Below are 21,284 nucleotides of genomic sequence, written 5' to 3' on the forward strand. Positions count from 1 at the left end.
CCGAACCTCAGCGCCGGCGCATGCTTTCCGAACCAGGGGGCCTACCTTCAGACAGTGGCATCCGCGCGTTGCCGCACCTCGCCGGCAAGTACCGCGGCTTCGATCAGCGCCGCGACCTCGTCGGCCACCGCCTGTAGCGGAGCGCGGTCGCGGGTGGCGCGGGCGATCACCATCAGCCCTTCCAGCGACGATTCCACCAGCAGCGCCAGAGCGTGGGCGCGGCGTTCAGGCACCCCTGCCCGCATGAAGGCCTCGCGCAGCAGGCCTATCCACTGCTCGAATGCGGCGCGGCAGATCTCGGCCAGGCCTGGCACGTCGTTCGGCGCGTCGAGCACCACCGGCGCGATCGGGCAGCCGAGCGAGAACTCGTTCTCCTCCAGCATGCGGGCCACCGACTGGTAAATGTGATGCACAGCGACCGCCGGATCGTGTTCCGCCGCCAGCGCCGCGTCAAGACGCTCCGTCACGCCGGCCACGCTGTCGCGTGTCACCTCGATGACCAGTTGGTCCTTGCCGCCCGGAAAATGGAAGTAGAGCGAGCCTCGTGGCGCGCCACTGGCGCTCAAAATGTCGTTCAGTGATGTGCCGTGATAGCCGCGCCGCCGCAAAAGCAGCGCCGTCGCTTCGATCATACGGGTGCGTGTGTCTGTCGCCATGTCAGCCCCTGTCAGGAATGCGCATTATAGGCCTTGCTCCGAATATGACAACCGGTCTACATAATATGTAGATCGGTCTACATACTTTGGAGACAACAATGCAGCGCTACCGACTTGAGGGTTTTGGCGGGATCGAGAAGCTGGCAACGCGCGAAGAGGCAATACCCGAGCCCGGCGCGCATCAGATCCTGGTGCGAGTGCACGCCACGTCGCTTAACCGCCGCGACGCGATGATCCTCAAGGGCACATACCCGCTGCCACCCCGCGCCGGCATCGTTCCATTGAGCGACGGAGCCGGGGAAGTGGTGGCGATCGGCGACGGCGTCACGCGCTTTGCGGTCGGCGACCGTGTCACCGGCAGCTATTTCGCGCGCTGGATCGACGGCCGGCTTCGTCCCGAAATCATCGACCAGCTGGGCTGCACGCTGGACGGCATGCTCAGCGAATACGCGCTGCTCGACGAGCAATGGGCCGCGCGGTTGCCCGTGCATCTCTCCTGGCAGGAAGCCGCGACCTTCACCTGCGCCGGTTTGACCGCCTGGAGCGCATTGACAGGAGCGGAGATTCCGCAGCCCGGACAATGGGTTTTGACCATCGGCTCAGGCGGCGTGGCGCTGTTCGCGCTGCAGTTCGCCAAGATGCTTGGCTGCCGCGTCGCCGCCGTCACCTCGCGCGCTGAAAAGACTGACCGGCTGCGCGCGCTTGGCGCCGATATCGTCATCGCCGCCAGCGAGACGGCGGAATGGGGCATGAAGCTGCGCGAGGCGACCGGCGGCATCGATCTGGTGGTGGAGACAGGCGGTCCAACGACCTTCACGCAATCGCTGATCGCAAGCTCCCTTTATGGCCGCATCGTTGCGCTGACCGTTCAGGATGCGAAGGGCAATTCGATCGAGATCCCGGGCGCTATCTATCAGCGAAGCCTCGCCACCATTGGCCGCGTGTTCGTCGGCAACCGCAATGGGCTGGAGGCGATGCTGGCCGCAGTCGGCAAGCACCAGCTGAAGCCGATCATCGACAGGGTCTTTCCGTTCGCCGAGGCGCGCGAGGCCTATCGGCATTTCATGCAGGGCGATGTCATCGGCAAGGTTGTCATCGACTGCGCATGATCCCGCATTCCATCAACCAGAGGAGAGCAAGCAATGACTGTTCGTGATGCATCGGCCGAATGGCGCGGTACACTCAAGGAAGGATCCGGCCGGCTCAGGCTGGGCAGCGGTGTCTTCGAAGGCGCCTACTCGTTCCCGTCCCGCTTCGAGAACGGTCCCGGCACCAACCCGGAGGAACTCATCGCGGCTGCCCATGCCGGCTGCTTCTCGATGGCGCTGAGCGCCATCCTCGGCAGCGAAGGCCACGCGCCCGACAGCATCCGCACCATCGCGAAGGCGCATCTCGGTGCGACCGCAGCCGGGCCGACAATCACCCGCATCGAACTGGAGACGGAAGCCAGCGTCGCAGGCATTGCCGCCGAGGATTTCGAGCGGCTGGCGCAAAAGGCCAAGGCGGCCTGCCTGGTCTCGCGGGCGCTGGCCGGCGTCGCCAGCATCACGCTCAAGGCAGCGCTGACCTGACACCTCGACGACTGAAACGGAAGGAGCAAATCCATGGAACTGATCATCGACAGCACCGCTGCCGCGCACTCCGGCGAGACGGCACAGATGATGCGACGCTTCAACGATGTCTTCCAGCACCACGACCCGTCGGCACTTGCCGATCTGGTTGCTGAAGACTGCGTGATCGAGAACACCACACCCGCGCCGGACGGCGCGCGCCGCGCCGGCAAGGCGGCTTGCATCGAATTGTGGTCGGCGATCGCCACCCAGCCAGGCACGCGCTTCGACCTCGAGGAGACCTTTGTCGCCGGCGACCGGGCGACGATACGCTGGCGCTACTGGATGGCCGACCACACCTCCGTCCGCGGCGTCAATCTGATGCGCGTCCAGGACGGCCGCATCGTCGAGGCGATGGGCTATGTGAAGGGATAGTCGGCCGATCGCCGCTACCGATCAGCCAATGCCAGCTTGGCGCCAAGCATGACGAAGGCGCCGGCAAACGTCCGGCGCATCCAGGTCAACACCATCGGCCGTGAGGCGACATGGCTGCGGATCGAAGCGGCGAAGATGCCGTAGCCGACGAAAACCACGAAGGTCAAAAGCATGAAGACGAAGCTGAGTTCCAGCATCTTCGACAGCGCATTGGGCTCGGTGGTGCTGACGAATTGCGGCAGGAAGGCGAAAAAGAAGATCGATAGTTTCGGATTGAGCACGTTGACGAGGATGCCGGTGGCGATCACCTTGCCGGCCGAGCGCGGCGCGACATCGTCCTCGACGCTGAGCCCGCCCTTCTCCTTCAGCGTGTTCCAGGCCATGTAGAGGAGATAGGCGACGCCGAGATATTTCAGCATCTCGAAGGCGACCGCGCTGGTGTGCAGCAGCGCCGCGAGGCCGGTGATGGCGGCTGCCATATGCGGGATGATGCCGAGCGTGCAGCCGAAGGCGGCAATGATCGAGGCTCGCGCACCGCGCGAAAGTCCGGCGCTCAGCGTGTAGAGAACGCCGGTGCCGGGCGAGGCCACGACGATCAGCGACGTCAACAGGAATTCGATGCTCACGATGGTTCCTCCACGGCCCTGCCCTGACGCAGCGTAGCCAGCAAGGAGGCTTCGTCAAGCCGCCCACAATTCTAGGACGTCGGCAATCCGTGCTCCCGGCGCGCCATCAAGCACTCTTCGTCGCCAGGCATGCACGCGCGGCAGACATCCGGGCGGACGTCGTAGACGCCGCAAGCGGTCGACTTGCCGACTTCGCCCGACAGCGCCGAACAGCGCACGCCCTCACAGCGCATGCCCGACAGATCGGCCGCTACATATTTTTCTGGGATGCGGTCGAGTTGCGCATCGTCCTCGGTGGAGAAGCGCGGCCATTCGGCCGAATAGGAACAGCACGCGCCGCAGCTCTGGCAGTCGAAGAGCGGAGCGGTCTCGTGTTGCGACGACGGAAGGCTCGCGGCAGCGACCAGCGCGAGCAGCCCCGGCGCGGCAGGATTGCGACCGGCGTCCTGCGGCAAGGCGCTATTTCTTCTTGCCTGTCTTGCGCGCCGGCGCTTCGACCGGCGACTTGAACAGATCGGTCGCGGCGTCGGCGGGTTCGCCGGGCTTCGCGGCAACCGGCTTGGCCGGTTTCGCAGCGGGAGCCGGCGCTGCCGGCTGGTCCTTGGCGGAGAATTTAATGGCCATGTCAGTCCTCGTCGGCGAAACGCGATGATGGTGCGCGCGGATTGCGCAAGCGGCCGATCAGCGCCGAAACCGCTGTGATGTTCATTTCCTCGGGCGACCAGTTCCTGGCTTCCGCGATGTGATGCGGCGCCAGCTCACGATGCGTGCTGCCGCTGTAGGCGGCATCCTGGTAAGTCACACGCTCCTGGGTCTTTTTGTCCTCGCGGACATATTCGATCAGGTAGTTCGGGGCTTCGGCGCGGCCGCGCACGCCGACACGAACCTGTGCATCGCCATGGGCGCGCCTGCAGCGTTCGAGTTTTTCCAGCACGCGCCGGACATATTCGACCGGCTTGTCCAGGGTTTCGACCATGTCGGCGATGGTCGCATCGGCCGCGATTGGCGTTGGCGGTACGCGCTTGGTGGCCATCAGCGTTTTCCGGCTCGTTTCGGCAGCGCCGCGAGCGCTGCGGCCGCCGCCATCTCGTCCGCTTCCTTTTCCAGGCGCAGTTCGCGCAAGCGGGCGGTCTTGGCTTCCCGCGCCTCGCTGACGGCATCGCGCTCGGATAGGATGCGGCCGAGCGACATCGACTGGGTCTGCGTCTTGCTGAACAGCGACACCGCCGGATCGGCGGTGGTCTTCGGATTGGCGGTCAAAATCTTTCTCCTGTCAGGAGCCTGGTGCCGATAGGCGAGACCGGGTCTTCGGTCAGGACCACGCACAAAGCAACACTGCATTGGGGCAATACGGCAGCGGATTCAAATTGCTAAGGCGTTCCTTAGCACGTTCAGCCCGACGCGCAGCGCATTTTCGGCGGCAACAAGCGTAAAATGAAAAAGGCCAGGCACCGCCTGACCTTCGCTTGAGCGCCGCGCACCCAGTGACATCCAGAAGGATGCACAGGGATGGATGCGCAGGACACTCCTCTTATGCGCATGATGTGCCTTGGAAACTCAGGTTTCTAAGGCCACGCGCCAGAATTCGCCCTTCACCGGTGCCAGTACATCCGTGGTCACCGGGAGGACTGAATTCTTTCTTCAGGCCGCCTTCAACTGGTCGGCGGACATCTTGCCCGACTTGTTGTCGCGGACCATCTCGTAGCCGAGCTTCTGGCCCTCGACGATGTCGCGCATGCCGGCGCGCTCTACGGCCGAGATGTGGACGAAAACGTCGGCCGAACCGTCGTCAGGCTGAATAAAACCAAAACCCTTGGTGGCGTTGAACCATTTAACTGTGCCGGTGCTCATAAACGAACCCTTTCCATGGCAAATATTCGTTAATCGCAGTGCGAATGCACAACGATTTTTGTCTCGATTTTTGATGGGGAAGTTCGTCAAAGGCGCGCATGCGTGCGCGGATAACAAAAGTCAGTCAAACAAATATCGACATGTTTCTTCTAGACTGCTTTTGCAGCCGAGTCAATTTCTGGTTTTCCAACGCTCTGAGTTCAATTCTGGGTTGCTCAACGCAGGGGCCTCAACTGACGAACCGGCTGAATGACCGTGCGTAAAAAAAGGCACCGAGCCCGGAACCAAATCAGCGCCAGCGCATTTCAATGGTGTCAGCAATTTTGAAGAGCAATCTCAGGAATGCTGGCAAAAGGACGCCTCCCGCACAATAACCGGTGCGAGGGGCGTTCTTGTATCTGACGGATACCAGGAGCCTGGTGGCCGAAGCCGGCCGCGTGCCCATGCCGGTTGCCTACATGATCGTGCTGATCATGGGCAGGATCTCATAGCGAAAGCCGCGACCTGACTTTGCCACTGGATCGCCATCGGTGACCGCCTTTGCCTCGGCCTCGCTGCCGGCACGCAGGATCAGCAGGCCCCAAGGGCCGGCCGGATCGGCAACGGGACCGGCCATGATCATCACGCCCTCGCGCAGCTTGCCGCGCAGGTAGTCGGCATGCCGGCCCATCAGCTCCCTCTCCTCCTCCGTCATGGTGAAGGCAAAATCCGGCCGCGGCGGAATCAGCCGGCAATGGAAGATTTTTGTCGTTGCGGTTTCATGCAGTGCTTTGTTGCTGACCATCGGTCCTCCTCCAGGAGCGAAACCTTATTGCCACCTGTTGTCAGGCTTATTCGTCGGGACCGGGTTCCGGCCACGGCTCCTTCGCCGCCTCTGCATACCAGTGCCGCATCGCCGGCATTGCCAGAACAGCGTCGACATAGGCTCTGGTGTCGGGCGCGAGGTCGCCGCCATAGGTGTCGAAGCGGGTGACGACCGGCGCGTACATGGCATCGGCCGCGGTGAAATGACCGAACAGGAACGGGCCGCCCTTGCCATATTTTTCGCGACACTCGCGCCACAGCGCCTCGATGCGGGCCCGCTGCACTTCCCCTTCGGCGTCGAGCGGCTTGCGCCCCTTCGGCCGGCGCAAATTCATCGGCCAGCCATAGCGGACCTCGCGAAAACCGGAATGCATCTCGGTTGCCACAGCGCGCGCCAAGGCACGGGCGCCTATATCATCGGGCCAGAGTTTTTTCTCGGGAAACAGGTCGGCAAGATACTCAAGGATAGCAAGGGTTTCCCAGATAATCCTTCCATTGTGATCCAAGACCGGCACCTGACCGGTCGGCGACACTTTCGCCAGATTGGCAAAGGTCTCGGGCGTGCGCAGCCGCACAAAGCCCTCCTCGAACGGGATCTCCAGATGCCTCATCGCCACCCATGGCCTGAGCGACCATGAGGAGAAGCATTTGTTGCCGATGTAGAGTGTGAATTCCGCCATTTTTCTCCCCGTGCGCGCGATTGGTCGGCGCGTATCTACAGCCTAGCCTGCCTGCCTAGCCGCCGGAAGCCGCCTCGCGCGTTTCGTCTGCTTCCGGTTGGGTGCCTGGAACCTAAACGATGGCAGTCCGTTTATCCGCGCGGATGAATTCCCCGGAATTCAAAGACTCCCAGGAGATGCGAAAGTGGTGAACAGGGATCAGGTTGCTGGTATGGCCAAGCAGATTAAAGGCTCGGTAAAACAGGCGGCCGGCAAGGCGACCGGCAACAGGCGGACCCAGATTGAAGGCATGGTCGACAAGGTCGCCGGCAAGGTGCAGAAGGCCTATGGCGACGTGAAGGACAAGGTCAAGAAGGCGTTCTGATCGCGCATCCAGAAACGCTCCTATCGGAAAAGGCGGTCGCCAAGGCCGCCTTTTTCACGTGCTCCAGCCCTTGCTGAAAGCGTTGGTGAAGGTGACCTCGCCATGGTCATCGGTCGCCTCGCCTAACACGACGTCCATGCCATCGCTGGTCACCCTGGCCACGGCGAACCCTCCCATATAGGCGGCCTTCGGCTTGAACAGATCGATCCCGTCACGACGATAGATCAGTGAGGCGTCATGCTGGTGGCCGTGGAAGATGCCGACGACATTGTAGCCCTTCAGCGCTGCCAGCAGCGCTTGCCTGTCAGCCTCGCCCCACCAGTGCGGCGGGCCGGCGCCCTCATCGTCGTAGGTTTTCTTGGCGGGATCCCACCGCTCCGTCGAAAATGTGTCCCAGCCATAGTGCTGGAACAGGATGACCGGGCGGCCGTCCGCCGCGTAGGTCGCCAGATCCTGCTTCAGCCATGGCAGGCTGCTCTCGGCGCCATGGCCGGTGTCGCCGGCGAAACGATGCGTCTGGACGAGATGCAGGCCGCCCCAGTCCCATGAATAGCAGTCGGTGTCGACATCGTAGTCGGTGGCCGGCACGGGCGGCTTGAAGAACACGCCCGGGCGGTGGTTGACCTCGACATAGTCGCGCATCTCGCGCCGGTACCAGTCGACATGGTGCGGCGGACCGTTCTGGTCGAGATCGTGGTTGCCGAGCCCGACATAGACCGGCATGTGGACGCGATCCGGGCCAACGCCTTGGCTGTAGCGCTGGCTGAACTGCAGCAATTGCGTACCCTCGCTGGGCTGGGTGATCTGGCCGCCGCCATCGTCGGTGATGTCGCCGCCGACGACAAGGCCGAGCGGCATGCCGATCCGGCTGCCGGCCGAACGCAAGCCGGTGGCGACGCCGTTGATCTCGGCCGGCCAGTCCTTGTCGCCGATGGCGTTCAATGCCGCGACATTGCGCAACAGCGCAGCGTCGGTCTTGCCCTCCTGCTGGCAATTGGGGCTCAGGCCGCTCGCCATGCGGCAGGCATGGACATCGGCGATGAACAGGAAGGTCGCGTCGATCGGCTGGATGCGCTGCCCGGTCTGGCTGAACGCCGGGCGTGACAGTGCACCAGCCGCGGCAAGACCGACGGCCTGCGTCAGGAAGCTGCGTCGTGAAAACAATCTTGGCGACCGGTGATTCATCATCGGCGGAATTTCAGCACAAGCGGCGTCCGTCCGTCCAGTTTCGGCAATATCGCGAATGCCTTGAATCGCGACTGCGTCGACCATCGACATCGCACTGCACGTCTGCCACTTCTACCTGCACTTGCATTTGATTTGGAAGAAATGGGGGAGTGCTATGAAGAGCGCGTTTATCGGCATGGCATTGGCGGTTTTGCTGCCGGCAAGTGTTGCGTTTGCCGGTCCCTGCGTCGATGCGAAGTCGGCGAAAAATGGGTTCATCCTGGCGAGGCCCGGCATCCAGAGCGAGTTTCGGCCCGTCGCGGGCGGAATGATCTCCGTCACCAATAGCTACGAGTCTCAATCACCGCAAAAGCAGTTCCTGTTCGCCGGCCTGATTGAGGTTTTTCGCGACAGCGACACCGGGCGGCTGGCAATGATCCCGTTTTCCGACCTGCGAAAACTGTTTCCGCTGAAGGCCGGAGCAAAGAGCACGATCGAGTTTGTCGAGCTGTCGCCGGACAAGCAGCCGAAGGCCACCAAGACGCTGACCCTGGTGGTCAAGGGCAAGGAGACCTTCAGCCTGGGCGACTGCAAATATAACGTGCTCGCCGTCAACGAGACCTTCAAGAACGCGGCCGGCGAGACGCTCGATGCATTCACCGCGCTTTATTCGCCTGACCTGCAGGCTGCTCTTGCCCGGCGCTATGATGAAGGCACCAGCGCGCAATCGGTCAATGGCTACGAGACGATCAAGCCGCTGGCCGAATAGAGGGTCTATGGTGCGCAAGAAGCCTTTGGACTGGTCTGATCAAAAGCGGCCTGGACGGAAGTTCGCAAGCAGCGGATGCTCAATGCCGCTGGCGATCTCGCCGGCGAGCAGTTCGCCCGCAATCAGACCAAGCGTTGCGCCGCTGTGGCTGAAGGCAACGTAATATCCCTGGATATCCTTCAACTGGCCGAAGACCGGCTCGCCGTCTCCGGGGATCGGCTTGGGGCCGACACCGTAGTTCTGCAATTCCAACTTTGGATAACCCTCGAGAACATTCGAGGCTTCGTTGAGAAGCCCCTGAATAGTCGAATCTCTCACGCTATATGTGCCATCCGAATTGACGACCACCTCTTCTTCCGACCAGGCTGAATCGAGCGCGAGGGCTCCGTCCGGCGTCGGCCGGATGGCGACGCGCGGCGTGTTGAGCACGGCCCGAAGCGGTAAGCTCACCGGCTTGGTCCTGACGAGCAGCGCGATTGGCGTCCCGTCGGCGATATGCCGGCCGGAATCCGCAACCATTCGCGGCACATCAGCACCGGTCGCCAGGAGTACCGCATCGGCAGCAAGGCTGATGCCGCTTGTCGTGATGACGCCGGTGGCGCGACCGTCGACGACCGTGACCGCAGCGCTTCCGGCATCGGTGACCAGTTGCCCGCCACGCTCGACAAATTCCGCAATCAATATCTCGATCAGCGATGGCAGGTCGACCCAGCCCTCGCCCGGATTGAAGATCGCGCCTTGAGGCGTGACAGCGCTTGCGGCGACACCTGGCGTGGCTGAGGCTATGGCGCCGGCGGACAGATGTTGCGCATCATAGCCGATGGCTTTTTCATGAGCGAAGACATCGACGATCTCATTCGACGCGTCGTCCGCATCCCATGTCAGGCCACCGTCGAAACGCAGCCAGGCGGCATCCGGATATCTCGCCGACAGCGTCCGGTAGCGGTCGATGCCGATCATGCGCAGGCGATGATACTCGGCCGATCGCTTGCGCGCGGAGTTGAGCCAGGCGAGCGAGCGGCCGGAAGCGCCCTTGGCGAGCGGCCCATCATTGACCAGAACGGTTTGGATGCCGAGCCTTGCCAGATGAACGGCCGAGGAGACACCGAAAATGCCGCCCCCGACAACAACGACCTTTGAGACGAAATGTGCTGTAGCCATGGGATATTCTTTCACGGGTGGAGGTTGGATTGGGCGGCCATCCCAGGGGTCATGCGGATGGTGCGACTAGAGCACTTCGGCAAGGAAGTGCTTCAGACGCGTGCTTTTCGGCGTGTCGAAGATCGCTGCAGGCGTGCCGGCCTCGATGACGCGGCCTTCATCCATGAAGACGACCTGATCGGCGACCTTGCGGGCAAAGCCCATTTCATGGGTGACCACGACCATTGTCATGCCGCGCCGGCCGAGATCCGCCATAAGGTTGAGAACGCCCTTCACCAGTTCGGGATCAAGAGCGCTCGTCACCTCGTCGAACAGGATAACTTCCGGGTCCATTGCCAGCGCACGGGCGATCGCCACACGCTGCTGCTGGCCACCGGATAGACTGCCGGGACGATGGTTCTTGCGGGCGGCCAGCCCGACATCGGCAAGGCGCGCCTCGGCGATACTCTCGGCCTCCTGCACCGGAAGGTGCTTGACCTTGGTCAGCGACAGCATGACGTTTTCCAGGGCTGTGTGGTCGGGAAACAGGTTGAACTGCTGGAACACCATGCCGACCCGCCGGCGCAGTTTTTCCGGCTTCATCGCCAGGATGCTGGCACCGTCGAGCAGCACGTCACCGCCTTTGGGTTCAACCAGGCGGTTGAGGCAACGCAGCAAGGTCGACTTGCCCGACCCTGACGGACCAATGACACAGGTGACCGTCCCCGGCCTGACCGTCAGGCTGACACCCTTGAGAACATCGAGATTGCCATAGGCCATGTCGAGATCGGTGATGGTGAGACTGCCGCCCTTGAAGCGGGGAAGCGCAGAGTTGCCCTCAAGACTGGTCTGCGCCGGTGGATTGCTGATGGCGTTTTCCAGTTCATCGACCTCGGCGAGACCGCTGGTGACGAGACCGGCCTTTTGCTTTCCGGCGCGTAGCGAGTTGTCGATGTAATTGACTACGTGGGTCAAGGGGACGGTGATGACGAGATAGAATACGCCGGCCAGAAGCAATGGAGAGAGGTTTCCGGTGACCACCGCCTGGTCCTGGCCGACACGGAAAATCTCACGCTCCGACGCGAGCAGACCGAGGAAGTAGACAAGGCTCGAATCCTTGACGTTGCCGATGAACTGGTTGACCAGGGCCGGCAAGACGCGGCGGATGCCTTGCGGGATTACGATCAGCCGCATGCCTTGGCCGTAGCTCATGCTGAGCGCCCTGCAGGCCTCCATCTGCCCGCGCTCGACGCTCTGGATGCCCGAGCGGAAGATTTCGCCGATATAGGCACCAGCGATCAGGCTGAGGGCAAGAATGCCGAGCGGATAGGGCGAAGGTCCAAAGATTTCACGGCCGATGCGGGCAAAGCCCTGGCCGATCAGCAGAATGGTGACGATCGCCGGAAGGCCACGGAAAATATCGGTGTAGACCCGCGCGGGAAGGCGCAGCCAGCGCGATTGCGAGATGCCCATGACAGCCAGGATCATGCCGAGAACGACGCCCAGCACCGTGGACGCGGCCGCGAGGATCAGGGTGTTCTTCAATCCGATGGTGATCATGCTCGGCAGCACGTCCGCCATGGCCTGCCAGTCAAGGAAACTGCGCCGCAGGTTTTCAAGCCAGTTCATTCGGTCCCCTTTTCCACTGCGCCATTCGTGCCATCAGGAAATCAGGCGCAACGGCGTGTCGTCCAGCCGCCGGCCGTCAAGGCCGGTGGCTGGAGGCGCGGTTACTTCTTGGGGAGATATTGATCGGGCATGGGGGAGCCGGGGAACCACTTCTCGTAGAGCGTCTTCCAGGTGCCGTCCTGCATGGCCGCATGAAGGGCAGTGTTCAATGCCTCGCGGAACTTGTCGTTGCCCTTGCGCACGACAAAGCCGGCCGGCGCGTCAAAGGAAGGAATGTTGACCGCGATCTTCAGGTTCGGATAGCGAACGCCATAGTCCTTGGCGGCCTCGTAATCGAGGAAATGCGCGTCGACGGTTCCGTTGTTGAGTGCTGAAACGGCGGAGTTGTTGTCGGGGAATTTCACGAGATCGGTTCCGACAAAGTTCTTCGCCGCGTAGATTTCCTGGAGCGTCCCCTGCACGACGCCGAGGCGCTTGCCCTTGAGCCCGTCCGCCGACGTGATCGCCTTGTCCGAGGTAAGCACGGAGAGATAGCCCGCAAGGTACCCGTCGGAAAAGTCGACGGTCTTCTTGCGTGCTTCCGTCGTGCCGATTGCCGCGACCGCGACATCGAAGCGTTCGTTCGCAACCGAGGGCATCAGCGCCGAGAATTCCTGACCGGTGAAGATCACCTGGTCCGGCTTGAATCCAAGGCGGCTGGCGACGTTGCGGAACAATTCGATGTCGAAGCCGGTGAACGTGCCATCCGCCTGGGTGAAAGCGTAAGGTTTGGCATCGCCCATGGTGCCAACGCTGATGACTTTCGCATCAATAAGACCATAGGGATTGTCCTCCGCGGCGGCGGCCGAAACCAATCCGGCGCCAATGCACACGGCCATGAGAGCCATTGCGCCGGTCCGGACCGGCGACATCAGCGACTTGAGAATTCCTATCCTGCGCATGTCTTCTCTCCACTCTGAAGGTCTGTTTCTTCTTGATCTTTGCGTCGAGCCCCGATCTCGCGCCCGATACCACCCGCCGCCATGACCACAGCATGACGCAGGAGGCTTTCGTCGCGCCTCGTGGCTCGCAATTTTCTAAAAGAGACCGGTCTCTTATTGATTGAGACCGGTCTCTTTGATAATCGTTATCGCCAGATTGACCTTCCGTCAACAACTCTTGTAGTCGTTCATCCGATGAAAAGAACCGCGCCCAAGACCCAGTCGATAACGGTCAGCGATGTCGCCCGCGCGGCAAACGTATCGAAAGCGACAGCCGCGCGCGTGCTGGGCGGATACGGTGTTGTCAGCGATACGATCCGCGCGGACGTCATGGCCGCGGCCAAGGCACTGGACTACCGTCCGAACGAATTGGCGCGCAGCATGACGACTGGCCGGTCCGGCATCATCGGGGTGGTTGTCGGCGACATCGAGAACCCGTTCTTCAGCCTCGCGGTGCGCGGCATCAGCGACGCGGCAAGGGCAGCCGGGTTTAACGTCATTCTGGCCAACTCCGGCGAGAGGATCGAGGCTGAAAAGGCAGCCGTGCGGCTGTTGATCGGCAAGCGCGTCGACGGGCTGATCGTCACGCCATCCGAATCGCGTGACATCTCACACCTGCGCGATATCCATCGTTCAGGCCGGCCGCTTGCCCTGCTCGACAGGGCGCTGCCCGATCTGGATGTCGATACAGTCACGGTCGACGATCGCGGCATCGCCATGCGGGCAACCCGCATTCTCGTGGATGCCGGACACCGCAACATCGCCTATGTGACTGCGGTCGATGCCGAAGGGCACGAGTACCGCGATCTCGGGCAAATCTACACCTCGTCGGTTCGCGAGCGCATCGACGGTTTCCTCACCGTGTGCCGGGATGCGGGCATTGATCGGCCAGAACGTTATGTTCGCCTTGGTGCAACAAGCCCCGCCGAAACGCGCAGGGTTGCCAACGAGATGCTGTCCGGGCCGGATCGGCCGACGGCGATCCTTGCTTCGGACAGCGTCATAGCACTGGAGATATTCCGGGTAATCCGCCAACGCGGCTTGCGGGTTCCCGAGGACATTTCGCTGATCACCTTCCATGATGCGGACTGGACGAGCGTGACGACCCCACCCATTACCGTCATCGACCAGCCCGTCTACGCGCTCGGCAAAAGTGTCGCGGAATTGCTTATCCGGCGCTTGAAGGGAGATCCACGCCCGGCGGAAAGGCTCATTTTGCCCACATCGATCTTCGAGCGCGGGTCCGTTGGCCCGCCCTCAAACGCCGTCGTCAACCGCACGTAGCGCGGCTGCGGCTCAGGCTTCGCCGAGAGCCGCCAGACAGTCATGCAGCACGGTCGCGTCCTGCGCCGTCTTGGCCATCGACATGGCGCCGGAATAGGTGGCGACGGCAAGTGCCGCAAAACGCTGGGGATCGGTGCCTTGCTCCCTGCCCGCCTGCTGGTCAGCCGTGATCTTGTCGGCGATCGCCTGGCGCCATGCCGCGAATATGCCGGCCAGGGCAGCCCGGAAATCGGGATCGGCGAGCGACAGTTCATGCGCCAGATTGTTGAGCGGACAGCCGCGCACGAAACCCTGCTGCTCCAGCTCCGCCGCCACGGCCTCGAATACGGCCCGTACTCCTTCGCGCGCCGAAGCCGCCGTCTTTACCGGCGCGATCCATGTCTCCTCGACCGCTGCAGCCACGCGCTCTTCGATCACCGCCAGGGCCAGCGCCTTCTTGGTCGGGAAATGATGATGCAGCGCGCCGCCGCTGACCCCTGCCGCCGCCATCAGGTCGCCGAGGCTGGAAGCGTGATAGCCGCGTGCCTGAAATGCCTCTTCGGCGACATCCAGGACTTTCCGGCGCATGCCCCCGGGGTCGTTGATGCGCTTTCGTGGCCTTGTGCCTGATCGAATGGTCATCTCTGCTGACATTGTTCGAGAATAGCATGTTGACAAAACAGGACAACCGGTCTGTTTATAAACAGGATGATCGTCCTGTTTTGGAGACTGCCGATGAACCTGCCGCTGAACGTCGCTTCGGAGGCCGCAGCGCTTGCCTCACCCGTTGTCGAGCTGAGGCAGTACACATTGAGGCCCGGGCAGCGCGAAACGCTGATTACCCTCTTCGATCGGGAGTTCATCGAAAGCCAGGAAGCCACCGGAATGACCATCATCGGCCAGTTCCGCGATCTGGACCGTCCCGACATGTTCGTCTGGCTGCGCGGCTTCGATGGCATGGGCGCCCGCAAGGAAGCGCTGACCGCTTTCTACGGCGGCCCGATCTGGGCAGCGCATCGCGATGCGGCCAACGCGACAATGATCGATTCCGACGATGTGCTGCTGCTGAGGCCGGTGTGGCCGGGCGCCGGCTTTGATCTCTCGGGGCTTCAGCGGCCGATTGCTGTCGAGCAGGAAAACTCCAGCAAAGCGAACCGCTTGGCCGGCATTGTTGTCATCCAGATTCATCATTTGCGGCCGGGAACGGAAACTGAATTCGCCAATCGCTTCGCGGCCGAGGCGGCGCCAACGATGACGGCACCCGACGCACGCCTCCTTGCCGCTTTTGTCACGGAGCATGCCGAAAACAGTTTTCCGCGCCTGCCGGTCCGGACCAGCGAAAACGTCTTTATTTCCGTTACCGGCTTCGACGGCGTCGACGCGCACGCACGCCACGAAGCCGCCTTGGCCGCATCGCCAAATTGGCAGGCCTTTTGGTCGGCAGTTCAGCTTGATCTGGCCAAACCATCGGAGACTTTGCGGCTGTCGCCCACGTCGCGATCGCTGATCGGGCGTTAGGTTTCAAATGCCTCGATGATGGCCCGCGCGACAAAGGCCGGGTCCTCCCAATGCGGGTTGTGGCCACACGCTTCGGCACGCACAAGGCTCGCCCCCGCTAGGCAACGCAACAGCGCCTGCTGATGCGCCTCGCCGAACAGCGGGTCGCAGGCGCCCGCGACGATCAGCGTTCGGACCCGCACCTTTTGTGCCGCACTGGTCAGGTCGGCCCGGCAAATCTCCTCCAGGATGACGCGCCAGCGCACCGCGGGCATTGCCGAGGCGTCCTTCGCCAGGCCGGCGAGAAACGGCTCGGGGACGCCGGGCCGGCAGGCATGCCACCAGGCATAGAACGGGTCGGCCGGCGATATCGGGTCGCGCAGGGCCTGGACACCGATGACGAGCGGATGATCCCACGCGAAATCGGGCTTCAACGTGCCGGCCAGGACCACCAATCCGCCGATGAGATCCTTGTGCCGCGCGGCCAGAGCGATGGCCACCATGGCGCCCAACGAATGGCCGACGACAACAGGCCGATCGAGCTGCAAATGCCCGATCAGGCCCGCAATGTCCTCGGCAAAGTCGGCGATCGCAAAGCCCTTGCCCGCTTGCGATGCGCCGTGGCCGCGCAGGTCGGGCATGATCAGCCGGCGGCCGGCCAGATGCGGCGCCAGGAGTGAGAAGCTGCGGCTGGTGTCGGTGAAGCCATGCACCAGGACCAGCGCCGGTTCGGCGCCGGAAATCTCGACATAGGCGATCTCGAGGCCGCCATGATTGACGGATTGCTTGCGATCGGCCCAGGCGTCCTGTTCCGCCCAGGCATCCGCAGCCGCTTCCAGAGCGACCGATGTCACAGGCCGAGCTTCTCCTTGACCGCGGCAAGGCCGGGCTTGCCGTCGAAGGTGGTGACGCCGGCGAGCCAGGCGTCGAGGCGATTCTTGTTCGCCGTGATCGCCTTCAGCGCCCCGTCCTCCGGCTTCATGCCGTCATTGATGAGATAGCCCATGCCGACATTCTCGAAATCGATGTCGAAGGCGAGATTTTTCAGGAACTGCGCGACATTCGGGCATTGCTGCAGATAGCCCTTGCGCACCTGCGTCGTCACCGTCGCCGCGCCGAAATTCGGGCCAAAAAACTTGTCGCCACCGGTGAGATATTTGAAATCATATAGGGTGTTCATCGGATGCGGGGCCCAGCCCTGGAAGACGATGAACTGCTTCTCCTTGATCTCATAGCCGACCTCGGAGAGCATACCGGCCTCGCTCGACTCGACCACTTGCCAGCCATCGAGACCGAGCGACGGGTCGGCGATGGCGTCCATCATCAGCTGGTTCGAACCAGGCTCGATGCCGTACATTTTCCTGCCGAACTTGTCGGCGAATTTATGCAGGTCGGCGAAGTCCTTCACACCGGCATCCCAGACATAGGTCGGGACGGCGAAGGTGTATTTGGCGCCCTCGAGATTGACGCGCACGTTCTCGACCGAGCCATCCTTCTTGTAGGGCTCGTAATAGGTGACCATGGCCGGATCCCAATAGCCGAGGAACAGGTCGAGATCGTTGTTCTTCATGCCTTCGTAGATGACGTTGATGCCCAGCACCGAGCTTTGCGGCTGGTAGCCGAGCGCACCGAGTAAGACATTGGCGACGCCGGTGGTGAAGGCGAGATCGTTCCAGCCCGGTTCGGCCATGCGCACCGCCCTGCACTGCTCGGCCTCGGCCGCTGAGGCCACATGAACGCCCAGCATCAGGGCTGCAAGACAGACGCCATTTGCAAGCATGCGGTCCATTTCGATTCTCCTCGTCATCGGATTTTGACCACTTGGTCTTTTTATTGTCCCACTGGTCAATTGTTGATCTAGGCGGACGAAAATGTCAACGTGGATTCGCAATGCCGGGATCGAAGCCGTGAAACTCAAACGTCTCAGTGACATACGCCGCAAGGAGTTGCGGCAGGCCGCCTTCGCGGTGCTGGAGCGCGAGGGCATTGCGGGTGCGACGCTGGAAAAGGTGGCCGCCCATGCCGGCGCCTCCAAGGGCATCGTGCTGCACTATTTCCGCAACAAGCAGGAATTGTTCGAGCACGCGATGCGCGAGGCCAACGCCGTGCTGCGCGACGCGGTGGTCGCCCGGCTTCGCCAGGCGCGCACGCCGATGGAGCGGCTCGATGCGGTTATCGCCGGCAATTTCGAGGAGCATCTGTTCCTGCCGCCGCTATGCCATGCCTGGCTTTCGCTGTGCGCCGAGGTGCCACGCGACGAGAAGTTGGCGCGTATCCAGAAAGTGCTGCACGCGCGCATGCGCTCCAACCTGTTGTCCGGCCTGCGCGGGCTTGCCTCGCCCGGTGATGCCGACGACATCGCGCTTGGCGTCACCGCGCTGATCGACGGGCTCTGGCTGCGGCTCGGCCTGGAGCCGGGCAGCGTGTCGCGCGAACAGGCGATCCGCCAGGTCAAGGATTTCGTCGCTGCACGACTGGCCATGCGCCAGGATGCGATTGCCGGCGCGTAAACCGGCCCCGGCAGCCGGTCGCGCCTGCCCCATCCCGGTGTCGGCAACAAGCGAAGTTCATACCGTGGGATAGGCCGGCAGCTTGACCCGGGCCGCACCTATGCGGTGCTCTGGCATTGGCCAAGACGATTTCGGAGCGCCCGATGAGACTTCAGGACAAGCGTACGCTGGTGACCGGCGGCTCGGACGGCATCGGCCTGGCGATCGCCGAGGCGTTCGTGCGCGAGGGCGCCGATGTCCTGATCGTCGGCCGCGACGCCGGCAAGCTCGAAACCGCACGCCGGAAGCTGACGGCCCACGGGCCGGCTGGCGCCGTGGAGACGGTATCGGCAGACCTTGCCACCAGCCTCGGCGTTGCGACTGTCATCGAGCATGTGAAAGAGACCGGCCGGCCGCTCGACGTTCTGGCCAACAATGCCGGTGTCGCCTACCTCGTGCCGTTCGAGACCGTCAACGAGGCGCAGTTCCAGCACTCCTTCGCGCTCAACGTGACGGCGGCGTTCTTCCTCACCCAGGGGCTGCTGCAGCATTTCGGCGCTGGCGCATCCGTCATCAACATCTCCTCCTATTTCGCCAGCAAGATGATCCCGAAGCGGCCCTCCAGCCTCTACTCCTTGTCGAAGGGGGCACTGAACTCGCTGACCAAATCGCTGGCCTTCGAGCTCGGCCCGCGCGGCATCCGCATCAACGCCATCGCGCCGGGTACGGTCGACACCGCCATGCGGCGCAAGACCGTCGACAGTCTGCCGATCGAGGCGCAGGCGGAGCTGAAGGCCTATGTCGAACGCAGCTACCCGCTGGGGCGCATCGGCCGCCCGGACGACCTCGCCGGCATGGCGGTTTATCTCGCCAGCAGCGAGGCGGCATGGACCAGTGGCGCTGTTTTCGCGGTCGACGGTGGATATACCGCGGGGTGAGTGCCGGCCGTCGCCCTCAACCAAACAGCTGCTTCCCGCGCGCAGCCCCGTCGGCAGAAATAAAATACCAAACTCTATTTATACATACCATTTCATATCAATTAACCATCCAACTAATCGACCCGCCGCGCTCATTACTTCACTGGCACATCTTTAGTAACTTTTTACATACACAATGAATATTGCCCTCACTGCCGACGGGGATGTAAATGAATCTTTTGTTTGGATTTTCCGGGCGCATCGGCCGTGGGCAATGGTGGCTGGCCCAGTTCGTAGTGCTGGCCCTGCTGGTGGTGACCGTTGCCGCCTTGGTCCATGTCGGAGCTGCTTCGGCCGGACACAGGCTCAGAGCGTTTCCCTCAGACAGTCTAAGTGCCAATCTGGTGCTGCTCATCGGCGCCGCGCTTTCGCTCTGGGTCAATTTCGCCGCAACGATCAAGCGGTACCATGATCTGGACAAATCGGGCCGATGGTCGCTGCTGTTGTTCCTTCCCTATATTGGCGGGCTATGGGTGCTCGTCGAATGCGGCTTTTTCTCCGGATCGGACGGCAACAACGACTATGGCCCGCCACCCGGTACAGAGGCCTCGAGAAGGGACCTCAGCGCCCACATCTCCCGTATGGCGGCCGAACGCTCTGTCCAGTTGCAATCGCGATCCACCAGACTGGAACAGCAAGCCAGCAGGATGGATTCCGCGCCTCCGGCACCGCAAACGAGGCGTCCCACAGGTCCAACGGGATTTGGCCGCCGCGGCCGTTAGGTCAAGGAAAAGAGTTCCGCGCACATGCAGCGGGAAGCTACACCTCGACCAGCGGCGGCATTTTTTGCGATCGAAAGCCGGTATACGGCGGGTGAATTGCCTTGCCGCTACGGCGCGGCAACTTGACCGGCGGCGCTTTCCACAAATCCAAGAGCGTCGACAACTTCCAGGATCTGATTGCGAATCCAGCGATGAGGTGGCTCGTCGTCGTGGCGTGCGTGCCAGTACATCCTGATTTCAGGAACAGCAATGGGAAGTGGCGGTTCAAACATGGCGAGCGGCAGGGTCTTGGCCGCCCAAACCGCGAACTGCCTGGGAACCGCGGAAAGGTAATTTCCGTTTGCCACGGCCAACGCGACGGCCTGAAAGTGCGGCAGTGCCAGCCCGACACGACGCTTTCGTCCGATCTTGCCGAGCGCCTCGTCGGTGGAGCCCGACATCGAGCCGTCGATCGAGCGAAGAACGTGGGGCAGTTCGCAGAAAAGCTCAAGCGGCAGCGGCTCGCCATCTGCGATCCCCGCCTGTCTGATCGCAGCGTTGTCCCGCGCCGCAATGATTGCGAATGGCGAATGGAACAGCGGTACGCTGGAGACCCAGTCCAAGACCTCAAGCGGACGTTCCAGTGCCGCATCGATTTCATCATCCTGGAGCAGCCGCGAAACATCGCCGCGCGCGCTATCGAGAAACCTCAACGACACACGCGGCGCGATAGCCGCGACGCGCGCCGCCAGCGTCGGCATCAGCAGCATGGAAAAGAAATCCGCACCCATGAGCGTGAAGGTTCGCTCGAGCTCCGCCGGATCGAACGACTGCGCCGAATGGAAGGCGCGTTCGATCTCGCGCAGTGCCAGGCGCACGGGCTCCGCCACGCTCTCCGCGCGCGGCGTCGGCACCATGTCGTTGCCGCGCCGCACGAACAGTTGGTCGTTGAGAGCGTGGCGCAAGCGATTGAGCGCCGCGCTGACGGCCGGCTGGCTGAGGCCGATCTGCTCACCAGCGCGCGTCACGCTTCTTTCCCGCAGCAGCGCGTCGAGCACCCTGACGAGATTGAGATCGAGGCCATTCAAATTCATCGCATCAATTCGCCCCATACGATCATTGGATTTCCATCGCCGGCATGTCCCTGGTTAGGTCGTTGTCGGCGCCGCCCCGTCGGCAAAAAGCGACCCAAAAGGAACACAGAGCCATGACAATGACCTCCGGGACAATCACAGGCAAGGAACTCTTCTGGTTCAACAACACGCTCGTCGCGATCCACGTCTCGTCGGCGGCGGGAGAGGACGGCATCTGCGTCGTTGAACATCGCATGCCATATGGCGACTCTCCACCGCTGCATGTGCATCGGCACGAGGACGAGGTGTTTCATATCCTGGGAGGGGTCATGCGCTTCACCATCGACGGCCACGAGTGCATCGCGGGCGTCGGCGAGACCGTCATCGCGCCGAAAGGCCTGCCGCATACTTACCGGGTCGAGTCTCCCGAAGGCGCGCGCAGCCTCACCGTCACGCGCGGCTCCGATTTCGAGACGATGCTGCGTCGGGCGAGCCGTCCGGCAGAACGGCCGGAACTGCCGTCGCAGATGGAGCCAACGCCGGAGATCATCGCGGCATTGGTGCAGCTCTGCGCAAGCAATGGCATCGACATTGTTGGCCCACCCTTAGCCTGACAAGAAGCAAGCCAACTCT

At 62.5% G+C, this 21,284-nt stretch carries 28 protein-coding genes; 11 read left to right on the plus strand and 17 right to left on the minus strand.

The features are described from left to right. Window positions 1-47: 47 nt before the first annotated feature. On the minus strand, window positions 48-656 hold the full coding sequence (locus tag JN279_RS26635; RefSeq protein WP_096456694.1) for a TetR/AcrR family transcriptional regulator: 609 nt from the start codon (window positions 654-656) through the stop codon (window positions 48-50). Between the two features lie 98 nt (window positions 657-754). Here JN279_RS26635 and JN279_RS26640 point away from each other — a divergent pair, with 98 nt between their 5' ends. The 3 genes from JN279_RS26640 to JN279_RS26650 are packed head-to-tail and all read left to right on the plus strand — an operon-like array spanning window position 755 to window position 2,641. Beyond that, entirely contained in the window at window positions 755-1,765 is a 1,011-nt protein-coding gene (locus tag JN279_RS26640; protein ID WP_202350677.1) for a zinc-dependent alcohol dehydrogenase family protein, read from the plus strand. 33 nt (window positions 1,766-1,798) lie between these two features. Further along, on the plus strand, window positions 1,799-2,227 hold the full coding sequence (locus tag JN279_RS26645) for an OsmC family protein (RefSeq protein WP_202350678.1): 429 nt from the start codon (window positions 1,799-1,801) through the stop codon (window positions 2,225-2,227). A 33-nt stretch (window positions 2,228-2,260) separates the two neighbouring features. Next, complete coding sequence (locus JN279_RS26650) at window positions 2,261-2,641, plus strand: nuclear transport factor 2 family protein (protein ID WP_202350679.1); 381 nt, start codon at window positions 2,261-2,263, stop codon at window positions 2,639-2,641. Window positions 2,642-2,655: 14 nt separating this feature from the next. Here JN279_RS26650 and JN279_RS26655 read toward each other — a convergent pair whose 3' ends face one another. The 8 genes from JN279_RS26655 to JN279_RS26690 form a co-directional block, all read right to left on the minus strand. Then, entirely contained in the window at window positions 2,656-3,267 is a 612-nt protein-coding gene (locus JN279_RS26655; RefSeq protein ID WP_202350680.1) for a LysE family translocator, read from the minus strand. A 71-nt stretch (window positions 3,268-3,338) separates the two neighbouring features. Continuing rightward, the gene (locus JN279_RS26660; protein ID WP_202350681.1) at window positions 3,339-3,722 is read right to left on the minus strand and encodes a YkgJ family cysteine cluster protein; all 384 of its coding nucleotides are present in this window, start codon (window positions 3,720-3,722) and stop codon (window positions 3,339-3,341) included. A 4-nt stretch (window positions 3,723-3,726) separates the two neighbouring features. Beyond that, window positions 3,727-3,891, minus strand: coding sequence for a hypothetical protein (locus JN279_RS26665; RefSeq protein ID WP_096456682.1), 165 nt, complete (start codon window positions 3,889-3,891; stop codon window positions 3,727-3,729). Window position 3,892: 1 nt separating this feature from the next. Beyond that, entirely contained in the window at window positions 3,893-4,300 is a 408-nt protein-coding gene (locus JN279_RS26670; RefSeq protein WP_199643004.1) for a hypothetical protein, read from the minus strand. Beyond that, complete coding sequence (locus tag JN279_RS26675) at window positions 4,300-4,527, minus strand: hypothetical protein (protein WP_202350682.1); 228 nt, start codon at window positions 4,525-4,527, stop codon at window positions 4,300-4,302. The genes JN279_RS26670 and JN279_RS26675 overlap by 1 nt, the downstream gene beginning before the upstream one ends. Window positions 4,528-4,908: 381 nt before the next feature. Then, on the minus strand, window positions 4,909-5,118 hold the full coding sequence (locus tag JN279_RS26680) for a cold-shock protein (RefSeq protein WP_010915421.1): 210 nt from the start codon (window positions 5,116-5,118) through the stop codon (window positions 4,909-4,911). Window positions 5,119-5,572: 454 nt separating this feature from the next. After that, a complete protein-coding gene (locus tag JN279_RS26685) occupies window positions 5,573-5,902 on the minus strand; it encodes a YciI family protein (protein ID WP_096456678.1) in 330 nt (109 codons plus the stop codon). Between the two features lie 46 nt (window positions 5,903-5,948). Beyond that, complete coding sequence (locus JN279_RS26690; RefSeq protein ID WP_202350683.1) at window positions 5,949-6,602, minus strand: glutathione S-transferase family protein; 654 nt, start codon at window positions 6,600-6,602, stop codon at window positions 5,949-5,951. A 184-nt stretch (window positions 6,603-6,786) separates the two neighbouring features. On the opposite strand from JN279_RS26690, the gene JN279_RS26695 reads away from it, so the two are divergent. Then, window positions 6,787-6,966 (plus strand): CsbD family protein, encoded by a 180-nt coding sequence (locus JN279_RS26695; RefSeq protein WP_274608591.1) that lies wholly within the window; start codon window positions 6,787-6,789, stop codon window positions 6,964-6,966. A gap of 54 nt (window positions 6,967-7,020) precedes the next feature. Here JN279_RS26695 and JN279_RS26700 read toward each other — a convergent pair whose 3' ends face one another. Next, on the minus strand, window positions 7,021-8,154 hold the full coding sequence (locus JN279_RS26700) for a metallophosphoesterase (protein WP_202350685.1): 1,134 nt from the start codon (window positions 8,152-8,154) through the stop codon (window positions 7,021-7,023). 154 nt (window positions 8,155-8,308) lie between these two features. Here JN279_RS26700 and JN279_RS26705 point away from each other — a divergent pair, with 154 nt between their 5' ends. Then, complete coding sequence (locus JN279_RS26705) at window positions 8,309-8,902, plus strand: hypothetical protein (protein WP_202350686.1); 594 nt, start codon at window positions 8,309-8,311, stop codon at window positions 8,900-8,902. A 39-nt stretch (window positions 8,903-8,941) separates the two neighbouring features. On the opposite strand, the gene JN279_RS26710 is transcribed toward JN279_RS26705, so the two are convergent. From JN279_RS26710 to JN279_RS26720, 3 genes are all read right to left on the minus strand, one after another. Next, a complete protein-coding gene (locus tag JN279_RS26710; protein WP_202350687.1) occupies window positions 8,942-10,063 on the minus strand; it encodes an NAD(P)/FAD-dependent oxidoreductase in 1,122 nt (373 codons plus the stop codon). A 66-nt stretch (window positions 10,064-10,129) separates the two neighbouring features. Further along, window positions 10,130-11,671, minus strand: coding sequence for an amino acid ABC transporter permease/ATP-binding protein (locus tag JN279_RS38750; protein WP_096456668.1), 1,542 nt, complete (start codon window positions 11,669-11,671; stop codon window positions 10,130-10,132). A gap of 101 nt (window positions 11,672-11,772) precedes the next feature. Continuing rightward, a complete protein-coding gene (locus tag JN279_RS26720; protein ID WP_446720426.1) occupies window positions 11,773-12,582 on the minus strand; it encodes an ABC transporter substrate-binding protein in 810 nt (269 codons plus the stop codon). 264 nt (window positions 12,583-12,846) lie between these two features. On the opposite strand from JN279_RS26720, the gene JN279_RS26725 reads away from it, so the two are divergent. Beyond that, window positions 12,847-13,935 (plus strand): LacI family DNA-binding transcriptional regulator, encoded by a 1,089-nt coding sequence (locus JN279_RS26725; protein ID WP_096456664.1) that lies wholly within the window; start codon window positions 12,847-12,849, stop codon window positions 13,933-13,935. 12 nt (window positions 13,936-13,947) lie between these two features. On the opposite strand, the gene JN279_RS26730 is transcribed toward JN279_RS26725, so the two are convergent. Next, a complete protein-coding gene (locus tag JN279_RS26730; protein ID WP_244734160.1) occupies window positions 13,948-14,502 on the minus strand; it encodes a TetR/AcrR family transcriptional regulator in 555 nt (184 codons plus the stop codon). Window positions 14,503-14,649: 147 nt separating this feature from the next. Here JN279_RS26730 and JN279_RS26735 point away from each other — a divergent pair, with 147 nt between their 5' ends. Continuing rightward, the gene (locus tag JN279_RS26735; protein WP_096456660.1) at window positions 14,650-15,432 is read left to right on the plus strand and encodes an NIPSNAP family protein; all 783 of its coding nucleotides are present in this window, start codon (window positions 14,650-14,652) and stop codon (window positions 15,430-15,432) included. Here the strand turns inward: JN279_RS26735 and JN279_RS26740 are convergent. After that, complete coding sequence (locus tag JN279_RS26740; protein ID WP_202350688.1) at window positions 15,429-16,265, minus strand: alpha/beta fold hydrolase; 837 nt, start codon at window positions 16,263-16,265, stop codon at window positions 15,429-15,431. The two genes, JN279_RS26735 and JN279_RS26740, sit on opposite strands and share 4 nt — an antisense overlap. Continuing rightward, the gene (choX, locus tag JN279_RS26745) at window positions 16,262-17,200 is read right to left on the minus strand and encodes a choline ABC transporter substrate-binding protein (protein ID WP_096456658.1); all 939 of its coding nucleotides are present in this window, start codon (window positions 17,198-17,200) and stop codon (window positions 16,262-16,264) included. Before choX ends, JN279_RS26740 begins: the two co-directional genes overlap by 4 nt. 82 nt (window positions 17,201-17,282) lie before the next feature. Here choX and betI point away from each other — a divergent pair, with 82 nt between their 5' ends. The 3 genes from betI to JN279_RS26760 all read left to right on the plus strand — a co-directional run bounded on the left by betI (window position 17,283) and on the right by JN279_RS26760 (window position 19,599). Further along, window positions 17,283-17,921, plus strand: coding sequence for a choline-binding transcriptional repressor BetI (gene betI / locus JN279_RS26750; protein ID WP_096456656.1), 639 nt, complete (start codon window positions 17,283-17,285; stop codon window positions 17,919-17,921). A gap of 143 nt (window positions 17,922-18,064) precedes the next feature. Then, window positions 18,065-18,838: an SDR family NAD(P)-dependent oxidoreductase gene (locus JN279_RS26755; protein WP_096459117.1), complete on the plus strand. Its 774-nt coding sequence runs from the start codon at window positions 18,065-18,067 to the stop codon at window positions 18,836-18,838. A 209-nt stretch (window positions 18,839-19,047) separates the two neighbouring features. Beyond that, window positions 19,048-19,599, plus strand: a complete 552-nt coding sequence (locus JN279_RS26760) for a DUF805 domain-containing protein (RefSeq protein ID WP_096456654.1) — start codon at window positions 19,048-19,050, stop codon at window positions 19,597-19,599. Between the two features lie 107 nt (window positions 19,600-19,706). Here the strand turns inward: JN279_RS26760 and JN279_RS26765 are convergent, their stop codons facing one another. Then, window positions 19,707-20,672: a LysR family transcriptional regulator gene (locus tag JN279_RS26765; RefSeq protein WP_096456652.1), complete on the minus strand. Its 966-nt coding sequence runs from the start codon at window positions 20,670-20,672 to the stop codon at window positions 19,707-19,709. Between the two features lie 113 nt (window positions 20,673-20,785). On the opposite strand from JN279_RS26765, the gene JN279_RS26770 reads away from it, so the two are divergent. Next, the gene (locus JN279_RS26770) at window positions 20,786-21,265 is read left to right on the plus strand and encodes a cupin domain-containing protein (protein ID WP_095202421.1); all 480 of its coding nucleotides are present in this window, start codon (window positions 20,786-20,788) and stop codon (window positions 21,263-21,265) included. Window positions 21,266-21,284 lie beyond the last annotated feature (19 nt).

The sequence above is a fragment of the Mesorhizobium sp. 113-1-2 genome, assembly GCF_016756475.1.
In the GTDB taxonomy this organism is placed as follows: domain Bacteria; phylum Pseudomonadota; class Alphaproteobacteria; order Rhizobiales; family Rhizobiaceae; genus Mesorhizobium; species Mesorhizobium loti_C.

Excerpts from the sequence above, each read along its gene's own strand:
- JN279_RS26635 (WP_096456694.1), bottom strand. The coding sequence starts at position 656 with ATGGCGACAGACACACGCACCCGTATGATCGAAGCGACGGCGCTGCTT.
- JN279_RS26640 (WP_202350677.1), top strand. The coding sequence starts at position 755 with ATGCAGCGCTACCGACTTGAGGGTTTTGGCGGGATCGAGAAGCTGGCA.
- JN279_RS26645 (WP_202350678.1), top strand. The coding sequence starts at position 1,799 with ATGACTGTTCGTGATGCATCGGCCGAATGGCGCGGTACACTCAAGGAA.
- JN279_RS26650 (WP_202350679.1), top strand. The coding sequence starts at position 2,261 with ATGGAACTGATCATCGACAGCACCGCTGCCGCGCACTCCGGCGAGACG.
- JN279_RS26665 (WP_096456682.1), bottom strand. The coding sequence starts at position 3,891 with ATGGCCATTAAATTCTCCGCCAAGGACCAGCCGGCAGCGCCGGCTCCC.
- JN279_RS26670 (WP_199643004.1), bottom strand. The coding sequence starts at position 4,300 with ATGGCCACCAAGCGCGTACCGCCAACGCCAATCGCGGCCGATGCGACC.
- JN279_RS26680 (WP_010915421.1), bottom strand. The coding sequence starts at position 5,118 with ATGAGCACCGGCACAGTTAAATGGTTCAACGCCACCAAGGGTTTTGGT.
- JN279_RS26685 (WP_096456678.1), bottom strand. The coding sequence starts at position 5,902 with ATGGTCAGCAACAAAGCACTGCATGAAACCGCAACGACAAAAATCTTC.
- JN279_RS26690 (WP_202350683.1), bottom strand. The coding sequence starts at position 6,602 with ATGGCGGAATTCACACTCTACATCGGCAACAAATGCTTCTCCTCATGG.
- JN279_RS26700 (WP_202350685.1), bottom strand. The coding sequence starts at position 8,154 with ATGATGAATCACCGGTCGCCAAGATTGTTTTCACGACGCAGCTTCCTG.
- JN279_RS26705 (WP_202350686.1), top strand. The coding sequence starts at position 8,309 with ATGAAGAGCGCGTTTATCGGCATGGCATTGGCGGTTTTGCTGCCGGCA.
- JN279_RS26710 (WP_202350687.1), bottom strand. The coding sequence starts at position 10,063 with ATGGCTACAGCACATTTCGTCTCAAAGGTCGTTGTTGTCGGGGGCGGC.
- JN279_RS38750 (WP_096456668.1), bottom strand. The coding sequence starts at position 11,671 with ATGAACTGGCTTGAAAACCTGCGGCGCAGTTTCCTTGACTGGCAGGCC.
- JN279_RS26720 (WP_446720426.1), bottom strand. The coding sequence starts at position 12,582 with ATGTCGCCGGTCCGGACCGGCGCAATGGCTCTCATGGCCGTGTGCATT.
- JN279_RS26725 (WP_096456664.1), top strand. The coding sequence starts at position 12,847 with ATGAAAAGAACCGCGCCCAAGACCCAGTCGATAACGGTCAGCGATGTC.
- JN279_RS26730 (WP_244734160.1), bottom strand. The coding sequence starts at position 14,502 with ATGCGCCGGAAAGTCCTGGATGTCGCCGAAGAGGCATTTCAGGCACGC.
- JN279_RS26735 (WP_096456660.1), top strand. The coding sequence starts at position 14,650 with ATGAACCTGCCGCTGAACGTCGCTTCGGAGGCCGCAGCGCTTGCCTCA.
- choX (WP_096456658.1), bottom strand. The coding sequence starts at position 17,200 with ATGGACCGCATGCTTGCAAATGGCGTCTGTCTTGCAGCCCTGATGCTG.
- betI (WP_096456656.1), top strand. The coding sequence starts at position 17,283 with ATGTCAACGTGGATTCGCAATGCCGGGATCGAAGCCGTGAAACTCAAA.
- JN279_RS26755 (WP_096459117.1), top strand. The coding sequence starts at position 18,065 with ATGAGACTTCAGGACAAGCGTACGCTGGTGACCGGCGGCTCGGACGGC.
- JN279_RS26760 (WP_096456654.1), top strand. The coding sequence starts at position 19,048 with ATGAATCTTTTGTTTGGATTTTCCGGGCGCATCGGCCGTGGGCAATGG.
- JN279_RS26765 (WP_096456652.1), bottom strand. The coding sequence starts at position 20,672 with ATGAATTTGAATGGCCTCGATCTCAATCTCGTCAGGGTGCTCGACGCG.
- JN279_RS26770 (WP_095202421.1), top strand. The coding sequence starts at position 20,786 with ATGACAATGACCTCCGGGACAATCACAGGCAAGGAACTCTTCTGGTTC.